This is a genomic window from Bradyrhizobium sp. in8p8 (assembly GCF_000426845.1).
Classification (GTDB): Bacteria; Pseudomonadota; Alphaproteobacteria; order Rhizobiales; family Xanthobacteraceae; genus Bradyrhizobium; species Bradyrhizobium japonicum_C.
In genome coordinates this window covers 397,120-417,425 of sequence record NZ_AUGD01000004.1, presented here as the reverse complement: position 1 = coordinate 417,425, position 20,306 = coordinate 397,120, and the positions used below count along the sequence as shown (strand labels likewise).

General features: G+C 64.7%; 18 protein-coding genes and 1 tRNA gene. 13 read left to right on the top strand and 6 right to left on the bottom strand.

All coding sequences use genetic code 11. The features are described from left to right. Positions 1-514: 514 nt before the first annotated feature. Positions 515-591, bottom strand: a tRNA-Met gene (locus K408_RS0114605). A gap of 370 nt (positions 592-961) precedes the next feature. Here K408_RS0114605 and K408_RS0114600 point away from each other — a divergent pair. Together K408_RS0114600 and K408_RS0114595 are read left to right on the top strand one after the other, a co-directional pair. After that, positions 962-2,338, top strand: a complete 1,377-nt coding sequence (locus K408_RS0114600) for a coniferyl aldehyde dehydrogenase (protein WP_433994137.1) — start codon at positions 962-964, stop codon at positions 2,336-2,338. 99 nt (positions 2,339-2,437) lie between these two features. Next, positions 2,438-4,030 carry a GMC family oxidoreductase gene (locus K408_RS0114595; RefSeq protein WP_024338932.1) on the top strand — a complete coding sequence of 531 codons (1,593 nt, stop codon included), beginning with the start codon at positions 2,438-2,440 and terminating at the stop codon, positions 4,028-4,030. Between the two features lie 238 nt (positions 4,031-4,268). Here the strand turns inward: K408_RS0114595 and K408_RS0114590 are convergent, their stop codons facing one another. After that, positions 4,269-5,030 carry an SDR family oxidoreductase gene (locus K408_RS0114590; RefSeq protein ID WP_024338933.1) on the bottom strand — a complete coding sequence of 254 codons (762 nt, stop codon included), beginning with the start codon at positions 5,028-5,030 and terminating at the stop codon, positions 4,269-4,271. Between the two features lie 107 nt (positions 5,031-5,137). On the opposite strand from K408_RS0114590, the gene K408_RS0114585 reads away from it, so the two are divergent. Continuing rightward, a complete protein-coding gene (locus K408_RS0114585) occupies positions 5,138-5,650 on the top strand; it encodes a CvpA family protein (protein WP_024338934.1) in 513 nt (170 codons plus the stop codon). A 126-nt stretch (positions 5,651-5,776) separates the two neighbouring features. Continuing rightward, positions 5,777-6,559, top strand: coding sequence for an SDR family oxidoreductase (locus tag K408_RS0114580; protein ID WP_024338935.1), 783 nt, complete (start codon positions 5,777-5,779; stop codon positions 6,557-6,559). A gap of 46 nt (positions 6,560-6,605) precedes the next feature. Here the strand turns inward: K408_RS0114580 and K408_RS0114575 are convergent, their stop codons facing one another. After that, entirely contained in the window at positions 6,606-7,082 is a 477-nt protein-coding gene (locus tag K408_RS0114575) for a DUF3775 domain-containing protein (protein ID WP_024338936.1), read from the bottom strand. Positions 7,083-7,207: 125 nt separating this feature from the next. On the opposite strand from K408_RS0114575, the gene K408_RS0114570 reads away from it, so the two are divergent. The 7 genes from K408_RS0114570 (at position 7,208) to K408_RS0114540 (ending at position 14,583) form a co-directional block, all read left to right on the top strand. Next, positions 7,208-8,056 (top strand): MBL fold metallo-hydrolase, encoded by an 849-nt coding sequence (locus tag K408_RS0114570; RefSeq protein WP_024338937.1) that lies wholly within the window; start codon positions 7,208-7,210, stop codon positions 8,054-8,056. Between the two features lie 85 nt (positions 8,057-8,141). Continuing rightward, positions 8,142-8,984 carry a fumarylacetoacetate hydrolase family protein gene (locus K408_RS0114565; RefSeq protein WP_024338938.1) on the top strand — a complete coding sequence of 281 codons (843 nt, stop codon included), beginning with the start codon at positions 8,142-8,144 and terminating at the stop codon, positions 8,982-8,984. A gap of 136 nt (positions 8,985-9,120) precedes the next feature. Continuing rightward, entirely contained in the window at positions 9,121-9,732 is a 612-nt protein-coding gene (locus K408_RS0114560; RefSeq protein WP_024338939.1) for a glutathione S-transferase family protein, read from the top strand. Positions 9,733-9,746: 14 nt separating this feature from the next. Then, positions 9,747-10,616, top strand: a complete 870-nt coding sequence (locus K408_RS0114555; RefSeq protein WP_024338940.1) for an MBL fold metallo-hydrolase — start codon at positions 9,747-9,749, stop codon at positions 10,614-10,616. A 212-nt stretch (positions 10,617-10,828) separates the two neighbouring features. Then, the gene (locus K408_RS0114550) at positions 10,829-11,977 is read left to right on the top strand and encodes an alpha/beta hydrolase (RefSeq protein ID WP_024338941.1); all 1,149 of its coding nucleotides are present in this window, start codon (positions 10,829-10,831) and stop codon (positions 11,975-11,977) included. 64 nt (positions 11,978-12,041) lie between these two features. After that, positions 12,042-13,013, top strand: a complete 972-nt coding sequence (gene mbfA / locus K408_RS0114545) for an iron exporter MbfA (RefSeq protein WP_024338942.1) — start codon at positions 12,042-12,044, stop codon at positions 13,011-13,013. A gap of 97 nt (positions 13,014-13,110) precedes the next feature. Further along, the gene (locus tag K408_RS0114540; RefSeq protein ID WP_024338943.1) at positions 13,111-14,583 is read left to right on the top strand and encodes an amidase; all 1,473 of its coding nucleotides are present in this window, start codon (positions 13,111-13,113) and stop codon (positions 14,581-14,583) included. Between the two features lie 132 nt (positions 14,584-14,715). Here the strand turns inward: K408_RS0114540 and K408_RS0114535 are convergent, their stop codons facing one another. Next, on the bottom strand, positions 14,716-15,804 hold the full coding sequence (locus K408_RS0114535) for a Zn-dependent alcohol dehydrogenase (protein WP_024338944.1): 1,089 nt from the start codon (positions 15,802-15,804) through the stop codon (positions 14,716-14,718). Between the two features lie 45 nt (positions 15,805-15,849). Then, positions 15,850-17,634 (bottom strand): acyl-CoA dehydrogenase family protein, encoded by a 1,785-nt coding sequence (locus K408_RS0114530; protein ID WP_024338945.1) that lies wholly within the window; start codon positions 17,632-17,634, stop codon positions 15,850-15,852. A gap of 233 nt (positions 17,635-17,867) precedes the next feature. Here K408_RS0114530 and K408_RS0114520 point away from each other — a divergent pair, with 233 nt between their 5' ends. Together K408_RS0114520 and K408_RS0114515 are read left to right on the top strand one after the other, a co-directional pair. Then, a complete protein-coding gene (locus K408_RS0114520; RefSeq protein ID WP_024338946.1) occupies positions 17,868-18,569 on the top strand; it encodes an SDR family NAD(P)-dependent oxidoreductase in 702 nt (233 codons plus the stop codon). Between the two features lie 154 nt (positions 18,570-18,723). Next, positions 18,724-19,554: an enoyl-CoA hydratase gene (locus K408_RS0114515; protein WP_024338947.1), complete on the top strand. Its 831-nt coding sequence runs from the start codon at positions 18,724-18,726 to the stop codon at positions 19,552-19,554. Positions 19,555-19,666: 112 nt separating this feature from the next. Here the strand turns inward: K408_RS0114515 and K408_RS0114505 are convergent, their stop codons facing one another. Continuing rightward, positions 19,667-20,290: a GNAT family N-acetyltransferase gene (locus K408_RS0114505; RefSeq protein ID WP_024338948.1), complete on the bottom strand. Its 624-nt coding sequence runs from the start codon at positions 20,288-20,290 to the stop codon at positions 19,667-19,669. Between the last annotated feature and the right edge of the window lie 16 nt (positions 20,291-20,306).

The following is a 20,306-nucleotide window of genomic DNA, read 5'->3' as shown; positions in this document are numbered from 1 at the left end:
TGCAGCGCAGACTTCAAAGCACCCAAAGAACCTTGGCATCCGTTCGGCCAGTTTCGCAAGGGTGATGATTACGTGCGACACCTCTGCGAAATAATTCTTGTGGTTGAACAGGTGCGGCTCCATCGAATCGTTGTTGAGGGAGAAGTGAACCAAATTTTCTCACAAGGCGCTTGGGCAGGAAATGCCGCGCTGGGTCGATTCTGCGGGTAGTGAGATTTGGAAAACATCCGCTCACCGGGACCTATCAATGGCGCCGCCGACCAGCCGATGTGGATTTCTCTGCCAGCAAAAGACCGGAGGAGATTTGCGAGCCAGTTTGGCTGACCGTACAGAGGCACACCGGTTCGAGCTCTCGATGCGAACGCTAAGCAAGCCAGGCGCCCGACTAATGACAATCCTAGTTCGCGGAAGGATTCATATCTCGCGGTGGCGACTCGGTGGCGATTCCGCGCAAACAAAAAGCCGCCCTTTCGAGCGGCTTTTTGATTTTACCCTGCTAATACAGCATCTTATTTGGTTGCGGGGATAGGATTTGAACCTATGACCTTCAGGTTATGAGCCTGACGAGCTACCGGGCTGCTCCACCCCGCGTTAAACATTTGCACGCCTTCAATAAAAAAGTCCGGAGACGGTCAATTGAGGCCGGCGCTGTTCGCGTGGCTTGGTTGGTCCGTCCCAAAGGCTTCCTTGGAAGGCAATCCCGGGGCAAAGCCCGTCGGTTGCGAGGCGTATGTATCAAGGCGAGGTGCCTTTGGAAAGGGCTGCGGGAACGTTTTTTTCGAGTTTATGACACGCGAATGGAGACAATTCCGGTCTGTTCCGCGCGCTCTTGCCAGAAGTTCCACAAACGGCCAGCCTGCGGCAACAAGATTAAGGCTGAAAACGCCATTCCAGGAGGAACGCCGTGGACAAATCCCTGACGAGCGCCCCGCTACGGGCCCTCGAAGAGGCCTTCCACACCATGGTCGCGCGGTCGCGAGACGAGCCGGCGCCGGGCCTCGCCGAACGACTCGACCGGCTGGCGCGGCTGCGCGCGGTCGTTGCCGACAACGAGGAGCGCTTCCGGCAGGCGATCTCGGCCGATTTCGGCCACCGCTGCGCGGTCGAGACCACCATCGCCGAGACCATGCTGGTGTTCTCGGAGATCCGGCATGCCACAAAGCACCTGAAAGCCTGGATGACGCCGCAGCGCGTCGCGACCGCGCTGCAGTTCCTGCCCGCGCGCAACCGGCTGATGCCGCAGCCGCTCGGTGTGGTCGGCATCATCGCGCCCTGGAATTACCCGCTGCAGCTGACGCTCGCGCCCGCGATCGGCGCCATTGCCGCCGGCAACCGCGTCATGATCAAGCCGAGCGAGCTTGTGCCCCATTTCTCGGCGCTGCTGAAGGAGACGGTCGCGCGACGGTTCGACGCGACGGAGCTGCTGGTGACCGGCATCGAGGACGAGATCGCAAAGGCTTTCGCAAGCCTGCCGTTCGACCACCTCGTGTTCACCGGCTCGACCCGGGTCGGGCGCCTGGTCGCGGAGGCCGCGGGGCGCAATCTCACGCCCGTCACGCTCGAGCTCGGCGGCAAGTCGCCGGCGATCATCGACGCCTCGGCCGATCTCGACGAGGCGGCCGAGCGCATCGCCTACGGCAAGCTGCTCAATGCCGGGCAGACCTGCATCGCGCCGGACTACGTGCTGGTGCCTGAGAGCTCCGTGCAGGCCTTCGCCGAGAAGGTCCGCGCGCAGATGCGGCGCATGTTCGGCGCCGATCCCGCCAACAAGGACTACACCTCCATCATCTCCGATAGGCATTACACGCGGCTCGAAGGCCTCGTTGCGGACGCGGCGCAGCGTGGTGCGAAAATCCTGCAGCCGGCGAAACCTGACGATCCCAACTGGAAGGCCCACCGCAAATTCCCGCCGACGCTGATCATCGGTGCGACCGAAGCGATGGCGGTGATGCAGGAGGAGATCTTCGGCCCGGTGCTGCCGGTGCTCGGCGCGCGCGATCCGGCCGAGGCGATCGCCTTCGTCAACCGCCGCGACCGCCCGCTGGCGCTGTACTGGTTCGGCAAGGACGCAAGCGCGCGGGACGAGGTGCTGGCGCGTACCGTCTCCGGCGGCGTCACGATCAACGATTGCCTGTTCCATTTCACGCAAGTGAACCAGCCGATGGGCGGCGTCGGCGCGTCCGGCACCGGCGCCTATCACGGCGAATGGGGCTTCAAGACCTTTAGCAAGCTGAAGCCGGTGTTCTATCGCTCCAAGTTCAACCGCCTCGCCGATCTCTATCCGCCCTACGGCGGCAAGATCGCAGGGCTGGAGAAGTTGATGCGGTTTATGTCGTAGGGGAGGAGTCGTTCCGGGGCGCGGAGCGAACCCGGAACCTCGAGATTCCGGGTTCGATGCTCCGCATCGCCCCGGAATGACGTAACGGGGGAAACAACATTGACTGACACATTCGATTTCGTCGTCGTGGGCGCGGGCTCCGGCGGCTGCACGGTTGCGGGGCGGCTGTCGGAGGATGCTGGGACATCCGTGGCGCTGCTCGATGCGGGCGGACGCAACGACACATGGCGGATCACCACGCCATTCGGGCTCGCCTTGCCATACAGCGCGGCCAACTGGGCCTTCGACACTGTGCCGCAGAAGGGATTGAACGGCCGTATCGGCTACCAACCGCGCGGCAAGGGCCTCGGCGGCTCATCGGCGGTCAACGCGATGGTCTACATCCGCGGCAACAAATGGGACTACGACCATTGGGCCGCGCTCGGCAACGCCGGCTGGTCGTATGCGGACGTGCTGCCTTACTTCAAGCGCTCTGAGAACAACGCCGATTTCGACGGCGAATATCACGGCAAGGGCGGCCCGCTGCATGTCAACAAGCTGCGCTCGGACAATCCGATCCATGACGTCTTCCATCAGGCGGCGCGCGAGGCGCAGTTCCGCATCCGCGAGGACTTCAATGCCGAGGACCACGAAGGGCTCGGCAGCTACCAGGTAACCCAGCACAATGGCGAGCGCTGGAGCGCGGCGCGCGCTTATCTTGATCCCCACGTTGCCAAGCGCACAAATCTGCGCGTCGAGACGGGCGCGCACGCCACGAAGATCCTGTTCGAAGGCAGCCGCGCGGTCGGAGTCGAATATCTGCAGGGCAAGCAGACAAAGCAGTTGCGCGCCCGCCGCGAGGTGATCCTCGCCGCCGGCGCCTTCCAGTCACCGCAATTGCTGATGTTGTCGGGCGTCGGCGACGGCGATGCGCTTCGAGCGCACGGCATTGGCCTCGTGCATCATCTGCCGGGTGTCGGGCGCAATCTGCAGGACCATCCAGATTTCGTATTCGTCTACGCCTCCGACTATCCCCACTTCGTTCACGCCTCGCTCGGACGGCTGCCGTCCCTGCTGCGCGCAATCCAGCGATATCGCCGTGAACGGCGCGGCTTGATGACCACCAATTTCGCCGAATGCGGCGGCTTCCTGAAGACCCGGCCCGACCTCGACATACCCGACATTCAACTTCACTTCGTCATCGCCATGCTCGACGACCACGGCCGCAAGAAGCACAAGGAGGCGGGCTTCTCCTGCCATGTCTGCCTGCTCAGGCCGAAGAGCCGCGGCAGCGTATGGCTGAAGAGCGCAGATCCGCTCGCAGCGCCCATGATCGATCCGAATTTCCTCGGCGAGGAAGAGGATGTCGAGGCGATGGTCGCAGGCTTCAAGACGACGCGACGGCTGATGGAGACGCCTGCGCTGCGCGCACTGCAGAAGAAGGACATGTTCACGTCCGACGTGAGAACCGACGACGATATCCGCGCCATCCTGCGCGCGCGCGTCGACACCGTCTATCACCCCGTCGGCACCTGCAGGATGGGGGCGGACGCGATGGCTGTGGTCGATCCGGCGCTGAAGGTGCGCGGGGTGGAGGGATTGCGCGTCGTCGACGCCTCGATCATGCCGACGTTGATCGGCGGCAACACCAACGCGCCGACGATCATGATCGGGGAGAAGGCGGCGGACATGATCCGGGAGGAGATGCGATAGCTTCCTCTCTTGCGCCATTGCGAGCCAACGGGTCCGCGCGAAGCGCGGCCCGATGACAGGCTCCGCGAAGCAATCCAGAATCCTCCCGCGGAAAGACTCCAGATTGCTTCGCTGCGCTCGCAATGACGGTGCGGATGGGTACCGTGCGAGTGCCAACGATCTCGCCTCGCGGAGAGTCCCTTTCGGGAACTCTGTCGCAAATTCCGACCTTTTCCCCAGGCCGGGAGGCGAAGTGCGCTCAATTCAGCAGGAATCCGCCGTCCACCGTCACCACACTCCCTGTCATGTACCGCGACGCCCGTGACGCCAGCAGCAGGATCGCGCCGTCGAGATCGGACTCGGCACCGACCCGGCGCTGGGGGATGCGTTTGGCGAGGCGCTCGCCGGCCGGCGTCGACCAGAACGCATGGTTCATTTCGGTGTCGATGTAGCCGGGCGCAAGCGCGTTGATGCGGATGTTCTGGCCCGCAAGCTCCAGCGCCATCGCTTTGGTCGCCTGGATGATGCCGGCCTTGGAGATCGCGTAGGGCGAGACCGCCTTGAGCACGCCGGTGCCGAGCACCGAGGCGATGTTGACGATGTTGCCGGGCTGCTTGCGCGCGATCATGCGGCGGGCGACTTCCGTCGCGAGGAAATAGGCGCCCTTGAGGTTGGCGCCGATCACCGCGTCCCAGTCCGCCTCGGTCTGCTCGGTCGCGAGCTTCTCGATGGCGATGCCGGCATTGTTGATCAGCACGGTGACGGGCCCGAGCGCAGCTTCGACGGCATCGACAGCCTTGGCGATCGAGCCCGTGTCGGTGACGTCGAGCGCGACCGCAACGGCACGGCCGCCCTTGCCGCGGATCTCCTCCTCCAGGCTCTTCAGCTTCTCGGTCTGCCGGGCGGCGAGCGCGACGGCGGCGCCATGCGCCGCGAGCACCCGGGCAAATTGCCGGCCCAGCCCCTGGCTCGCGCCCGTGACGAGGATGGTTTCTTGACTGACGTCGAACAAGTCTGACATTGGCGGTAACCTCTAGGCTTTCCGCCATCAATACAGACGATTTTAACGATCCGAAACCGGAATGATCGGCTTGGCGTTCATCGTTCCATCGTGGCAGGGTTGTGCCCATGAACAGTTTCGATCTTGCCGTCTATGCCGCGCTCGCCGTCGCGGTCGGATTCGGCTTCAGGACCGGCCTGCTGCGCAGCGCCATGACCATCCTCGCCTATCTCATCGCCGCGCCGATCGCCGTGGCGCTGATGCCGCTGATCGCGCCGCAGATTGCAGGCAATCCGAACTCGCCGATGCTTCAGAACTGGATCTGGTTCTTCGGCATCTTCGTGATCGTCGGCATGCTGTTCGGCCATATCGGCCGCGTCGCGCTGAACGACACCATCGGTGAGGCCGGGATCGGCGACCGGCTCGGCGGCGCCGCGCTCGGCGCCATCAGGGTGGGCCTCGTCGCCACCACGCTGGTGCTGGTGTTCGACCAGATCGTGCCGGCCAACCGCCAGCCGCCGTTTCTCGCGGGCTCGCATCTGCGGCCGATGTTTTCGGCCGCCGGTCAGATGGGCTTCAAGTCGCTGCCGCCGGAGGCCGCCGCTGCGATCGACCGGCTCAAGCAGGAGCGGCGCATCTGATGGAATGCATATGCATCGCAGCGGCGAGGCGCATGCATTTTGGCGCGATCGTCTCCCTTATCAGCGGCGCCACAGTTGGCTAAGGTGGCCGCCGTCCAAAACTGCCTGACATCACGGAGTGAAACAGTGGATCTTGGGATCAAGGGTCGCCGCGCCATCGTCTGCGCATCCAGCAAAGGCCTCGGGCGCGCCTGCGCCTTCTCGCTGGCGGAGGCCGGCGTTCATGTCACGCTGACGGCGCGAGGCGCCGAAGCGCTGAAGAAAACGGCCGATGAGATCCGCAAAGCCTATCCCGAGGTGACGGTCACCGAGATCGTCGGCGACATCACGACGCCGGCCGGACGCGAGGCGGTGCTGAAGGCCTGCCCCGAGCCGGATATCCTGATCAACAATGCCGGCGGCCCGCCGCCCGGCGATTTCCGCAACTGGACCCGCGACGACTGGATCAAGGCGATCGACGCCAACATGCTCACTCCCATCGAACTGATCAAATCGACTGTGGACGGCATGATGGATCGCAAGTTCGGCCGCATCGTCAACATCACCTCGGCGGCGGTGAAGGCGCCGATCGACATCCTCGGCCTCTCCAACGGCGCGCGCGCCGGCCTCACCGGCTTCATCGCCGGCCTGTCGCGCAAGACGGTGATCAACAACGTCACCATCAACGGCCTGCTGCCGGGCCCGTTCGAGACCGATCGCCTCACCACCACCGCAAAGGGCGAAGCCGACAAGCGCGGCGTCACGCCGCAGCAGATCCTGGCCGAGCGCGCCAAGCTCAACCCGGCCGGCCGCTTCGGCCAGCCCGACGAGTTCGGCTATGCCTGCGCCTTCCTGTGCGGCGCCAAGGCCGGCTTCATCACCGGGCAGAACATCCTGCTGGATGGTGGTGCGTTCCCGGGGACGCTCTGACCTGCCCCTGCTCTCTCCCCTGCGGGGAGAGAGCACGCGTCCAGCATCACCGCTGCTTGGTCGGCTCGTCTTCGTCCTGCTGGCTGGGACCGGACGAATCGGCCGTGGTGCGCTCGCCGGTCCAGTCGATGCCGAACTCCTCGAGCCCGTTGGCGAGCAGGTCGCCCAGCATGGGATCGCCGAGCAGATAGTGCACCGTTTCACGTCGCGGGCTGCGATACTCACCCCGCGCCTCGACGGCGCGGGCCCGCAGATCGTCCCAATCATCGATCGTGCCGTCGCCGCGACCAAGCCAGGTCAGCGCGACGAGATCAACCTGCTCGTCCTCGTTCAAGGCGATCATGAAGCTTCCAAGCTCGTTGACCACAGGGTCGGAGCCATCATCCTCGAGAACATCGAGCGCATCGTCATCGCTCGGGTTCGAGCCGGAATCCGGATTGGACTCCCCCTCCTTGACGTCGAATTCGCGCGCCTTCTCGATGATGAAGGCGACCTTCTCAGCGGAAATCGTCAGTTCGGGCATGGCTCTCTCTTCGGCGTCTTCCTCGGTTCCCGCGATAACGCCGCATCGCGTCAGATGATCCATTGCGCTTGGTGGCGGAAAACCGCATGTTCCGGCACCATAACAGCAAGAAGGGAGGATAGCGGATGCAGTGGAAGGTGGGCAGGGTCAAAATCACCAAAGTGGTGGAATTGGAGACGGTCGGCTCGACCCGCTTCATCCTGCCGCTCGCGACCAATGAGGAAATCTGCAAGCTGCCCTGGCTGACCCCGCATTTCGCCACCGAAGAAGGCCGGTTGAAAATGTCGATCCATTCGCTGGTGGTGGAGACGCCCGGCAAGCGGATCGTGGTCGATACCGGCCTTGGCAACGACAAGCAGGGCCGCAACGTCCCGACCTGGAACAACCGCAGCACGCCGTTTCTGGAGACGATGACGGTGGCGGGCTTTCCGCCCGACAGCATCGACACCGTATTGTGCACGCATCTTCATGTCGATCACGTCGGCTGGAATACGAAGCTGTCCGGCGGCAAATGGGTGCCGACCTTCCCGAAGGCGCGCTACGTCTTCGGCAAGAGCGAATACGAACATTGGCGCGACCATTCGACCGAGCCCGACAAGCAGGCCGTGTTCGCCGATTCCGTGCAGCCGATCGTCGATGCCGGCAAGGCCGATCTGGTCTCAAGCGATCACCGGCTCTGCGACGAGATCAGCATGATCCCGACCGCGGGCCACAGCCCCGGCCATATGAGCATTCTGATCCAGTCGGACGGCGAGCAGGCCCTGCTCACCGGCGACGTTGCGCACCATCCCTGCCAGATGGCGCATCTCGACTGGTCCTCGACCGCCGATTCCGACCAGGCGCAATCCGCCGCGACGAGGGCGGCCCTATTCGGCCGCTTTGCGGATACGCCGACGCTGGTGATCGGCGGGCACTTTTCGGCTGGACACATCAGGCGCGAGGGCGAGGCGTTCAGGTTCGTGGCGCTGGGGTGATCCCTGTTCTGAACGGTTGAATTTCCGGCCGCCCTGTTCCATGAAGCTGTTAACCGATCGGTCCAATTTCCAGGGAGAAACGAGAATGAAGCTTGTTCGTTACGGCGAGAAGGGTGCGGAAAAGCCCGGCCTGATCGACAAATCCGGCCAATTGCGCGACCTGTCGGCGCATGTGAAGGACCTCACCGGCGAGGCCTATTCGCCGGAATCGCTGAAGAAGCTGGCGGCGCTCGATCCCGCCTCGCTGCCCGCCGTGTCCGGCAAGCCGCGGTTCGGCGCGCCCGTCACCGGAATCTCGAAATTCGTTGCGATCGGTCTCAACTACAGCGACCATGCCAAGGAGACCGGCGCCGAGATTCCGAGCGAGCCGATCATCTTCATGAAGGCCAACACTTCGCTGTCGGGCCCGAACGATCCGGTCGAAAAGCCGCGCGGCTCCACCAAGCTCGACTGGGAGGTCGAGATCGCAGCGATCATCGGCACCCGTGCGAAATACGTCTCGGAAGCCGACGCACTCAACCATGTCGCCGGCTACTGCGTCTGCAATGACGTCTCCGAGCGCGCCTTCCAGATCGAGCGCCTCGGCCAGTGGACCAAGGGCAAGTCGCACGACACGTTCGGCCCGCTCGGGCCGTGGCTCGCGACCAAGGACGAGATCAAGGACGTGCAGAACCTGTCGATGTGGCTCGACGTCAACGGCCAGCGCCGCCAGACCGGCTCGACCAAGACCATGATCTTCTCCATGGCCAAGTGCATCTCCTATGTCTCGCAGTTCATGACGCTCTTGCCCGGCGACATCGTCACCACCGGCACCCCGCCCGGCGTCGGCCTCGGCATGAAGCCGCCGACCTTCCTCAATGTCGGCGACGTCGTCACGCTCGGCATCGAAGGGCTCGGCGAGCAGCGCCAGGAGATCATCGCGGCTTAGGGCGCTCCGGCCCTCTCCACGTCATTGCGAGCGAAGCGAAGCGATCCAGAATCCCTCTGCGGCGACACTCTGGATTGCTTCGTCGCTTCGCTCCTCGCAATGACGAAGCAAAACGTTCAATTGTGGGATACTCTCCATGAAGCTCACCTTCTCCCCCGCCTCACCCTTCGCCCGCAAGGTGCGCATTGCCGCGATCGAGCTCGGGTTGATCGACAAGATCGAGTTCGTGCCCGCGGCGGTCACGCCGGGCACCGCCAACGAGGACTATTCGCGCATCACGCCGCTGAAGAAGCTGCCGGTGCTGATCACCAACGACGGGGACGTCATCCTGGATTCCTACGTCATCGTCGAATATCTCAACGAGATGGCCGGCGGCAGCCTGATCCCGGATTACGGCCCGCGGCGCTGGAAGGCGAAGACCAACCACTCCCTGATCAACGGCATGCTCGATTCCATGCTGCTGTGCCGCTACGAGAAGATGGTGCGCCCGCAAGGCCTGCAATGGCAGGCCTGGTCGGACGACCATTGGAACAGGGCCTGGACCGGCATGGCGCGTTTCGAGAACATGCCGGAGGTGCTGAACGGCCCGTTCGACATCTCGCAGATCGGCCTCGTTTGCGTGCTCGGCTATGCCGACTTCCGCTTCGCCGATTGCGGCTGGCGCAAGGCCTATCCGAAGCTCGATGCCTTCCACCAGAAGATGCTGGAGCGGCCTTCCGTTAAGATCTCGGTCCCGCCGGCGGCATAACCCGCGGAGTTCTCATGAGCCTCAAGTTTTCGGTCGGCGATCTCACCATCCATCGCGTCATCGAGCAGGAAACATCGTTCGTCCCGGCGCTGGAGATGCTGCCGGGATTGACAGCGGAAGTGCTGGCCGAGAACCGGGGCTGGATGCGCGAGGCAAGGGCGCTGGACGAGCAGGATGTGCTGCTGCTCTGCTTCCAGTCCTACGTCGTGAAGACTCCGCACCACACCATCCTGATCGACAGCTGCATCGGCAACGACAAGCCGCGGCCGCAGCGGCCGAAATGGAACATGAAGACCGACGACGCCTATCTGCGTGCGCTCGGCGCCGCCGGCTTCACAGTCGACGACATCGACTTCGTGATGTGCACGCATCTGCATGTCGACCACGTCGGCTGGAACACGCGGCTGCTGAACGGCCGCTGGGTGCCGACCTTCCCCAAGGCGCGCTACGTCTTCGCCAGACAGGAATTCGATCACTGGTCGGCGCAGAACGCGAAGACGGAGATCCCGCCCTTCGTCGACAGCGTATTGCCGGTGGTCGAGGCAGGGCGCCACGAGCTCGTCGGCAACGATCACCAGATCGGCGACCACGTGCGCATCCTGCCGACGCCCGGCCACACGCCGGGCCATATCGCCATCACGATGGGCCGCAGCAAGGACGATGCGGTGTTTTCCGGCGACCTCATGCACTCACCGCTGCAGACGCTCCATCCGGAGCTGTCGATCAAGTTCGACGTCGATCCGGCCGCGGCGGCGAAGACGCGCCGCAGCTTCCTGGAGCGCTATTGCGACACCGACACGCTGTGCTGCACCGCGCATTTTCCGTCACCGTCGGTGGGAAAGATCAGGCGCAAGGGCAACGGGTTCGTCTGCGCTGCGGTGTAATCCAGCGCGGCTCGCGCCGCGAACTCCCATCCTCCCCTGGAGGGGGACGATCAGTTCGCATTCAGCGAAGCGGAATGAGAACCGGGGTGGGGTGGTGGTCTATCCGCGTTAGACGCTCCCCGTGTTGAGAGATCACCCCACCCCGCTCGCGCTTCGCGCGATCGACCCTCCCCCTCCAGGGCAGGGTAAGAGACGGCCTCACGGAGGAAACGATGACCGCACTCCCCGACATTCCCCTGCCCGCCGGCATCCGCTCGCGTTATGTCGACGGCATCAACGGCCTGCGCGTACATGTGTTGGAGGCCGGCTTCGAGACCAAGGGCCGACCTTGCGTCCTCCTGCTGCACGGCTTTCCCGAGCTTGCCTTCTCCTGGCGCAAGGTGATGCCGGCGCTAGCTGCGGCCGGCTACCACGTGATCGCGCCGGACCAGCGCGGCTATGGCCGGACGACCGGATGGAGTGCGGATTACGACGGCGATCTCGCGCCGTTCTCGCTCCTCAACCTCGTGCGCGATGCGGTCGCCCTGGTGTCGGCCTTCGGTTACCGACAGGTCGATGTGGTTGGGCACGATTTCGGCAGCCCGGTCGCGGCGTGGTGTGCGCTGATCAGGCCGGACGTGTTTCGTTCGGTGACGATGATGAGCGCGCCGTTCGGGGGCCCGCCGCCGCTGCCGTTTGGCACAGTCGATGCGCCGGCCACGCCTGCGATCGAAGACCCCGTGCATCGCGACCTCGCGGCGCTACCGCGGCCGCGCAAACACTACCAATGGTACTATTCGACACGCGAGGCCAATGCCGACATGCAGCAGGCGCCGCAAGGCGTGCATGATTTCCTCCGTGCCTATTATCATCACAAGAGCGCGGACTGGGCCGACAACAAGCCGTATCCGCTGCAATCGTGGTCGGCGCAGGAGCTGGCGAAGCTGCCGACTTATTACGTCATGGACCAGAAGGAGACGATGGCGGAGACGGTTGCGAAGGAGATGCCGTCGCCGGCCGCGATCGCCGCCAACCAATGGCTGCCTGAGGGCGAGCTTGCCTATTACAGCGCCGAGTATTGCCGCACCGGATTCCAGGGCGGGCTGCAATGGTATCGCTACGGCACGTCGGGGACGCTGAACAACGAGATGCAATTGTTCGCGGGGCGCAGCATCGACGTGCCCTCCTGCTTCATCGCAGGCAAGCAGGATTGGGGCACTTATCAGCGTCCGGGCGTGTTCGAAACGATGCAGGCGCGCGCCTGCACAAAGATGCTCGGCTGCCATCTCGTCGACGGCGCCGGACACTGGGTGCAGCAGGAGCAGCCGGCCGAGGTGAGCCGGCTGCTGCTCGATTTCCTCGCCAGGGCCGGCACGGCCTGATTTGACCGGGAACGCCCGCGACCTGTATAATTTAGAACCATTCTAAATTGAGAACAGGCCCGCCGTGAAGACTTTTGCCGATCTCACCGAGCGCGAGGTGCTCGCGGTCGCAATCTCCTCCGAGGAGGAGGACAGCCGCATCTACATGACCTTCGCCGAGGATCTGAAGGAGCGCTACCCGGACTCGGCGAAACTGTTCGAGCAGATGGCCGAGGAGGAGCGCGGCCATCGTCACATGCTGCTGGAATTGTACGAGCAGCGCTTCGGCCAGCATCTGCCGCCGATCCGGCGAGAGGACGTCAAGGGCTTCCTGCGCCGCCGCCCGATCTGGCTGACCAAGAACCTGCCGCTCGACACGATCCGGAAGGAAGTCGAGACCATGGAGCTCGAGGCCGAGCGCTTCTACGCCAAGGCGGCCGAGCAGGCCGAGGATGTCAACGTGCGCCGGCTGCTCGGCGATCTCGCCGAAGCCGAGAAGAACCACGAGCATACCGCAGCCAGGCTGACCGACGAGATCCTCAAGCCCGACGTGCGCGCCGAGGAGGACCGGACGCGGCGGCGCATGTTCGTGCTGCAATATGTGCAACCGGGCCTCGCCGGCCTGATGGACGGATCGGTTTCGACACTGGCGCCGCTGTTCGCGGCCGCCTTCGCCACGCACCAGAACTGGCAGACCTTCCTGGTCGGCCTCGCCGCTTCGATCGGCGCTGGCATCAGCATGGGCTTTGCAGAAGCGCTATCCGATGACGGTTCGCTCACGGGACGAGGCTCGCCCTGGCTGCGCGGCATCACCTGCGGCGCGATGACGACGCTCGGCGGCCTCGGCCACACCGCGCCCTATCTGGTGCCCGACAGCTGGGCCAACGCGTTCTGGATCGCGACGGCAATCGCCTGCGTCGTCGTGTTCTTCGAATTGTGGGCGATCGCCTTCATCCGCTCGCGCTACATGGACACGCCGTTCCTCCAGGCCGTGTTCCAGATCGTGCTCGGCGGCGCCATCGTGCTGGCGGTGGGCATCGTGATCGGGGCGGCGTAGCTTCTGCAGTCCGTCGCATGGCAAGCGCGATCAAACGTCGGTTGCGGCATTCGGCCAGACTGCGCATCATCCTTCGACAAAGAAAGGGAGATGCGGCGTGGCCAAATCGGAATGGAGTTTCAAGAGCGCGGTCGAGCTGTCTGCTGCACTGACCGCAAAGAAGGTCTCGGCGGTCGAGCTCACACGGGATGCGATCGAGCGCATCGAACGGCACGACGGCAGGATCAACGCGATCTGCGTGCGCGATTTCGATCGCGCGCTTGAGGCAGCACGCGCGGCGGACGCGGCGCTGGCGCGCGGCGAGCGCAAGCCGCTGCTCGGCCTGCCCATGACGGTGAAGGAATCCTACAACGTCGCCGGCCTGCCGACGACCTGGGGCATTCCCGCGCAAAAGGACTTCATCGCCAAGGAGGACGCGCTGCCGGTCACGCGGGTGAAGGACGCCGGCTCGATCGTGATCGGCAAGACCAACGTGCCGCTCGGGCTCGGCGACTGGCAGAGCTACAACGACATCTACGGCACCACCAACAACCCCTACGATCTCGGTCGTACGCCGGGCGGCTCCTCCGGCGGCTCGTCGGCAGCCCTCGCCGCAGGCTACGGTCCGCTGTCGATCGGCTCGGACATTGGCGGCTCGCTGCGCGTCCCGGCCTTTCATTGCGGCATCTACGCCCACAAGCCGACCTTCAACCTCGTTGCGATGCGCGGCCACACGCCGCCGCCACTGCCGCCTCTGCCGTTCGAGCGCGACCTCTCCGTGATCGGCCCGATGGCGCGCAGCGCGGTCGATCTCTCGCTCGTGCTCGACGTGATGGCGGGACCCGATCCGCTCGATGCCGGCATCGCCTACCGTCTCGAACTGCCGCCAGCCAGGCACACCGCATTCAGGGATTTCCGCGTTCTGGTGATCGACACCGATCCGGTGATGCCGACCGACGCCGTGGTACGCGGCAGCATCAACGCGCTCGCAGACAAGCTCGCCAAGGCAGGCGTGAAGATCGGGCGCAGCAGCCCGCTGCTGCCGGATTTTGCCGCGTCGTCTCGGCTCTATATGCGCATGCTGATGTCGTTCCTGGGCGCGACCTTCGCACCCGACATCTATGCCGGCGCCAGGGCGGCCGCAGCCGCGCTGCCGGAGAGCGACAACAGTCTCGCCGCCGAGCGGTTGCGCGGCATCGCGCTCAGCCATCGCGACTGGCAGGCCGCAAACGGCGGGCGCACGCGGTTGCGCGCGCAATGGCGCGAGCTGTTCAAGAGCTTTGATGCGGTGATCTGCCCGGTGATGCCGACGCCGGCCTTTCCGCACGACCATGCGCCGGACCAGGAGCAGCGCCGCATCAGCATCGACGGCACGGCGCATGTCTACACCGACCAGCTCGCCTGGCCGGGCATCGCGACCCTGCCCGGTCTACCCTCGACCGCGATCCCGACCGGCTTTGCGCCCGACGGCCTGCCGGTCGGCGTTCAGATCGTCGGCCCCTGGCTGGAGGACCGTACGCCACTGAAGCTCGCAGAGCTGATCGAGCGCGAATTCGGCGGGTTCAAGCCGCCGAGGATGTTCGATGATTAGCGGTCTTCGCCATTGCGAGCGCAGCGAAGCAACCCAGAAATACATCCGCAGAATGAGCCTGGATTGCTTCGTCGCTGCGCGCTCCTCGCAATGCGAATCGCCGCCTTCGCGGGCGATGACGGCGATCATGCCTCAGTTGTCGAACACGATCACGCTGCGCAGCGTCTTGCCGGCTTTCATGTTGGCAAAGCCCTCGTTGATCTCGGACAGCTTCAATTTCGCCGAGATCCAGTCTTCCAGGTGCAGTCGTCCGCGCAGGTAGAAATCGACCAGGCGCGGCATGTCGACGCGGAAATGATTGGAGCCCATCGAGGAGCCCTGGATCCTGCGCTCGCGCAGGAAGTCGAAGCCGTGCAGCTCGATCTTCTGACCGAACGGGATCATGCCGACGATGGTGGCGGTGCCGCCGGAAGCGAGCATCGCGAAAGCCTGCTCGGCGGTCTCCTTGCGGCCGAGCACCTCGAAGGAATGATGCACGCCGCCATTGGTGAGATCGCGCACCTGCTTCACGACGTCACCGTCGGCCGGATTGATGATGTCGGTGGCGCCCAGCTTGGTCGCGAGCTGCAGCTTGGCCGGATTGGTGTCGATGGCGATGATGCGGCCGGCGCCGGCGATCTGCGCGCCGTTGATCGCGGCCATGCCGACGCCGCCGCAGCCGATCACCGCCACGGTCTCGCCGGCCGTCACCTTCGCCGTGTTCACCACCGCGCCGTACCCGGTGATGACGCCGCAGCCGATCAACGCGGCGAGATCGAGCGGCATCTCCTTGCGAATCTTGACGATGGCGTTCTCGTGCACGAGCATCTGCTCGGCGAAGGACGAGAGATTGAGGAACTGGTGCAGCTTCTCGGGCTTCGACCACTGCATCCGGTTGGAGGCGCCCGGCAGCATCTTCACCGTGGTGTCGGTGCAGAGCACGGTGCGGCCCGTTGTACAATTGTCGCAGGTGCCGCAGAACACGGAGAGGCAAGTGACGACGTGATCGCCCGGCTTCACGTAAGTCACATCCGAGCCGACCTGCTCGACAACGCCAGCCGACTCATGACCGAGCACCGCAGGCAGCGGGTGCGGATACAGCCCTTCCATGAAATGCAGGTCGGAGTGACAGAGCCCGGCGACCGCGGTGCGGATCAACACCTCGCGCGGGCCGGGCTTCGGCAGGCTGATGTCCTCGATGACGAGCGGCTGGTTGACTTCGTAGAGGACGGCGGCCTTCATCGAGCACTCCCTATCGCGCTTTTATGGTTTGACGTGGAGCGCAGCCTACGCCGCCAGAACCAGTTCGCCAACCTCGCTCATGCCGGCCGCGCTGTCGCCAAGCAGCAGCGCGGCAATCTGCGCTTGCGCGGTATTTTCCGCCAGCCGGAACGGATCGCTCGGCAGCACGCGATGATCGATCACGAGGCGTGACAGCAGCAAGCGGCGCGCGTCGCCGCGCATGGCGTGGATGCGATGCGCCTCCCAGGCGAATGCCACGGCGCTGGCGACGTGATAGAGGACGCTCGTGGCGCGACGCGCATCCGCCTCGTTCTCGGCCTTTCCGGCGACCTCGCGCGCAAAACCCACGGCACGATCGACCAGGCCGCGCAGCCTGTCGCGCCAGGCCTGCGGCACGGACGGACTGTCATCGAGCCGGGCATGAAGATCAGCTGATAGCGCAGATTCCGCTCCATGACGGCCGACCGCGCGACGGAGCGCGTCGATCGCGACGATGTTGCCGGTGCCTTCCCAGACCGACCCAAGATGGGCATCGCGCAGCAGGCGGGCGGTGGCGAACTCCTCGATATAGCCGATGCCGCCGCGCATCTCGAGCGCATCGCCGCAGACCTTTCGCGCATCGCGCGTGGCGCGGAATTTCAGCGTCGGGGTGAGGATGCGCAGGAGCGCCGCCGCATCCTGACTGCCCGCTTCGGCGCGATCGAGCGCATCCGCCGTCAAGAAGCTCATCGACAGCGCCTGCTCGACCGGCAGCATGATCTTCAGCATCTGTCGTCGCCCGAGGGGCAGATCGATGATGCGTTGACCGAACACCACGCGGTTCTTCGCCACGGTCATCGCGTCATGATAGGCGCGGCGCATCAGCGCGGCGGATTTGACGCCGTTGGAGAGGCGGGACGAGTTCACCATCTCCGCCATCTGCACGAAGCCGCGGTCGAGCTTGCCGACGGCATGGGCGATGGCGCCTTCGAGCTTGATCTCACCAGATGCCATCGAGCGCGTGCCGAGCTTGTCCTTGAGGCGCACGATCCGGTAGTGGTTCTGCGTGCCGTCGTCGAGGAAGCGCGGCATCAGGAACAGGCCGACGCCGCGCGTGCCGGGGCCCGCCCCTTCGGGGCGCGCGAGCAGCATCACCACCTTGGCATCGGCGTTCGAGCAGAACCATTTTTCGCCATAGAGGCGCCAATGGTCACCCTCCTGCACCGCGCGCGTGGTCAGCGTGCCGACGTCGGAGCCGCCCTCCTTCTCGGTCATGAACTGGCCGCCCTGAGTCAGCTTGCTCATGTCGGTCGAGGTCAGACCATCCAGATACTTCGCTTTCAGCGCGTCGCTGCCGAAGTTCGCCAGCAGCTTTGCGCAGCCATCCGTGACGTTGATCGGGCAGCCCATGCCGAATTCGGTCTGGTTGAACAGGAAGGTGAAGGCGTGCTTGGCCACCACGGGATATTTGTCCGGCCAGCCCATGATGCCCTTGCGGATCGAGAGCGCGTGGATGCCGAATTCGCCGAACGCGGCGTTCTCCAGCTCACGATAGGCCGGATGGTATTCGATCCACTGCACGTCGCGGCCGAACTTGTCGCGCTGGTGCAGAATGGGCGTGTGCCGGTCGGCAAGCCGCGCGCATTCGTCGAGCCGGCCGCCGGCGAGCTCGCCGAGACGATCGAGATGCGGCTCGATGTGGCGGAACAGATGGTCCGGTAGATGGATGCGGAGCAGGTCCGTCAGCGCCGGATCGGCACGGTAGAAATTCATGCCTGACGTATCGGGCGCCAGCAGGCCGGATGGTGCGGCCGCGATATCTTGTGGCTGCGCTGTGACCGGCTTGTGCATGATCGTCCTCTTCGTTTCCGTCCGACGGCAATTCTTAGGGCTTGCCGCGCTCGATGATGTCGATCATGCTCCAGGCGCGGATAGCGATAAAGCCGCAAATTGTCAGGGCGGCATGATCGCCGCGGAGGAGCAATTCGCTCTGCGGAACTGTGATCGCGCGGCCCAACGCTTCGGCTGGTTGTCCGCACCGACCATGCCTAGATCAACGGCTCCCCTTTCCGAGAGATCGCGCCATGGAACACCCAACATACAAGATCGCCCTCATCGTCGGCGTCGGCGAAGGCCTGAGCGCGTCGCTGGCGAGGCTGCTCTCAGCCCAGAACATTCGCGTCGCCCTTGCTGCGCGCAAGATCGAGAAGCTGGGCGCGCTCTGCGCCGAGACCGGCGCGAAAGCCTATGCCTGCAACGCCACCGATCCCGAGGAGGTCGAGCGGCTGTTCGGGCTCGTCGAGCGCGAGATCGGAACGCCGGACCTCGTCGTCTACAACGCCAGCGGCCGCACGCGCGGGCCGCTCGTCGACCTCATTCCGGCCGACGTTGCGCAGGCGATTGCGGTCAGCGCCTATGGCGGCTTCCTGGTTGCTCAGCAGGCAGCCAAGCGCATGCTGCCGAACAAGCATGGCGCGATCCTGTTCACCGGGGCTTCGGCCAGCGTCAAGGGGTATGCGCAGTCGGCCCCGTTCGCGATGGGCAAGTTCGCGCTGCGGGGGCTCGCGCAGAGCATGGCGCGCGAATTGTCGCCGCTAGGCATCCATGTCGCGCATTTCGTCGTCGACGGCGGCATCAGGAGTGCCGCGCGAAGCGAACCGGCGGACAAGCCGGATTCGATGCTTGATCCCGACGCGATCGCGCAGAGCTACTGGAATGTGTTGCAGCAGCCGCGCAGCGCCTGGAGCTGGGAGCTGGAGCTGCGACCCTGGGTGGAGAAGTTTTGAACCGAGCCAACAACATCCGTCATTGCGAGGAGCGAAGCGACGAGGCAATCCGGACTGTCCCCACGGAAGATTCTGGATTGTTTCGCGGAGCCTGTCATCGGGCCGCGCTTCGCGCGGACCCGTTGGCACGCAATGACGAAGGAAGGGAGAAGCCATGACCACGGAAACCACCATCGACACCGGTACCCACGAGCTCCTCTGCGTCATCCGCGACCGCGTCGCCATCATCACGCTGAACCGGCCGGAGGCGCGCAACTCGCTTTCGGATGCGCTGACGCCCGCGCTGCGCACGATGATCCGGGCCTGCGGCGAGAATCCCGCTGTCGGCGCCCTGCTGCTCACCGGCGCGGGCGAGGCCTTCTGCGCCGGCGGCAACGTCAAGGGCATGGGCGCGCATCGCGACAAGGCAAAGCTCGACATGTCCTTCGACGACAGGGTCGCCGATCTCCAGGAGCGACAACGGCTGCTGACCGGCGCGCTGGTGTCGGTGCGCAAGCCGACCATCGCCGCCCTGCCCGGGCCCGCGGTCGGCGCCGGGCTCGCCATCGCCATGGCCTGCGACATCCGCATTGCCGCGCTATCTGCCTTCGTTGCGACCGGCTATGCCCGCATCGCGCTCTCCGGAGATTACGGCATCGCCTGGCTGCTCACCCGCCTCGTCGGCACCGCGCGGGCACGCGAACTGATGTTCACGGGTGATCGCGTCGATGCCGCGCGCGCCGAAGCGATCGGCCTCGTCAACCGCGTCGTGCCCGACGACAAATTGCAGACCGAAGCCTTCGCGCTCGCCAAGTCGCTGGCCGAAGGCCCGCGCCTGGCCCTGCGCTACATGAAGGACAATCTCGACGAGGCCCTGCTGTTCGATTTCGAAACGGCGCGCGACCACGAAGCCGAACGGCTGGTCCGCCTCACCACGACGGCCGATCACAAGGAGGCGGTTCAGGCCTTCATCGAGAAGCGCAAGGCGGTGTTCACGGGGAAGTAGCCCGTCATTCCAGGGCAATGCGCAGCATCGAGCCCGGAATGACGCTGGAGAGAGAGACCACGAAGGCAAAAAAGGCCCGGCTCTGGGATGACCAGGCCGGGCCGCAGTCATGTCAGGCCGAGGCTGAGGGGCTGTCGGCCTGACGGGAAAGAGCAGCGAGACGCCAGTTCGCGCACGGAATGTCTTCCGGCGAGACGCTGATCTCCTTCTCGAAGCGCACGAGCTTCCAGTCGTCGGGATGGTTGACGAAACCAAAGCCCGATTTGCGCGCGAGCGAGACCATGGCCTCGTTGGAACGCAGCGTGTCGCCGAACATGTGTTCGGCGCGAAGTGCTGCAGCGCGGCATTCGAGGTTGTTCATCAACGCGGTGGCGATGCCGTGGCCTTGCCAGCGGTCGTCGACCGAGAGGCCGAACTCGAGCGTCGCGGTCCCGACATTCAAGGCATAGCGCGCTTCAGCGACGATATTGTCGAAGCCGTCGACCATCATTGTCGCAACGATCGTGAAACGATCGCGCTCGCCGACCTCGAGGAACTCCTGCAGCAGGCCCTTCGGCAGTTCGCTGATCGCACCGAAGAAGCGGTTGTAGCGCGAGCGGGTCGAGAGCGAGCGGAAATAATGCTGGATCTCGTCCCTATCGCGAGGCTCGACGAAGCGGACATTCATCACCTCGCCGAGCCGGGTGCGCAGAGTCTCGGAATATTGCTGGAGGTCTTCGAGGCGAAGGGTGCTCATGACACGTCCATCCGGA

Bases quoted from the DNA above. Each gene is read 5' to 3' on its own strand.
- K408_RS0114520 (WP_024338946.1), top strand. From the start codon at position 17,868: ATGGAACACCCAACATACAAGATCGCCCTCATCGTCGGCGTCGGCGAA.
- K408_RS0114530 (WP_024338945.1), bottom strand. From the start codon at position 17,634: ATGCACAAGCCGGTCACAGCGCAGCCACAAGATATCGCGGCCGCACCA.
- K408_RS0114560 (WP_024338939.1), top strand. From the start codon at position 9,121: ATGAAGCTCACCTTCTCCCCCGCCTCACCCTTCGCCCGCAAGGTGCGC.
- K408_RS0114515 (WP_024338947.1), top strand. From the start codon at position 18,724: ATGACCACGGAAACCACCATCGACACCGGTACCCACGAGCTCCTCTGC.
- K408_RS0114575 (WP_024338936.1), bottom strand. From the start codon at position 7,082: ATGCCCGAACTGACGATTTCCGCTGAGAAGGTCGCCTTCATCATCGAG.
- K408_RS0114555 (WP_024338940.1), top strand. From the start codon at position 9,747: ATGAGCCTCAAGTTTTCGGTCGGCGATCTCACCATCCATCGCGTCATC.
- K408_RS0114585 (WP_024338934.1), top strand. From the start codon at position 5,138: ATGAACAGTTTCGATCTTGCCGTCTATGCCGCGCTCGCCGTCGCGGTC.
- K408_RS0114590 (WP_024338933.1), bottom strand. From the start codon at position 5,030: ATGTCAGACTTGTTCGACGTCAGTCAAGAAACCATCCTCGTCACGGGC.
- K408_RS0114550 (WP_024338941.1), top strand. From the start codon at position 10,829: ATGACCGCACTCCCCGACATTCCCCTGCCCGCCGGCATCCGCTCGCGT.
- K408_RS0114565 (WP_024338938.1), top strand. From the start codon at position 8,142: ATGAAGCTTGTTCGTTACGGCGAGAAGGGTGCGGAAAAGCCCGGCCTG.
- K408_RS0114535 (WP_024338944.1), bottom strand. From the start codon at position 15,804: ATGAAGGCCGCCGTCCTCTACGAAGTCAACCAGCCGCTCGTCATCGAG.
- K408_RS0114600 (WP_433994137.1), top strand. From the start codon at position 962: ATGGTCGCGCGGTCGCGAGACGAGCCGGCGCCGGGCCTCGCCGAACGA.
- K408_RS0114505 (WP_024338948.1), bottom strand. From the start codon at position 20,290: ATGAGCACCCTTCGCCTCGAAGACCTCCAGCAATATTCCGAGACTCTG.
- K408_RS0114570 (WP_024338937.1), top strand. From the start codon at position 7,208: ATGCAGTGGAAGGTGGGCAGGGTCAAAATCACCAAAGTGGTGGAATTG.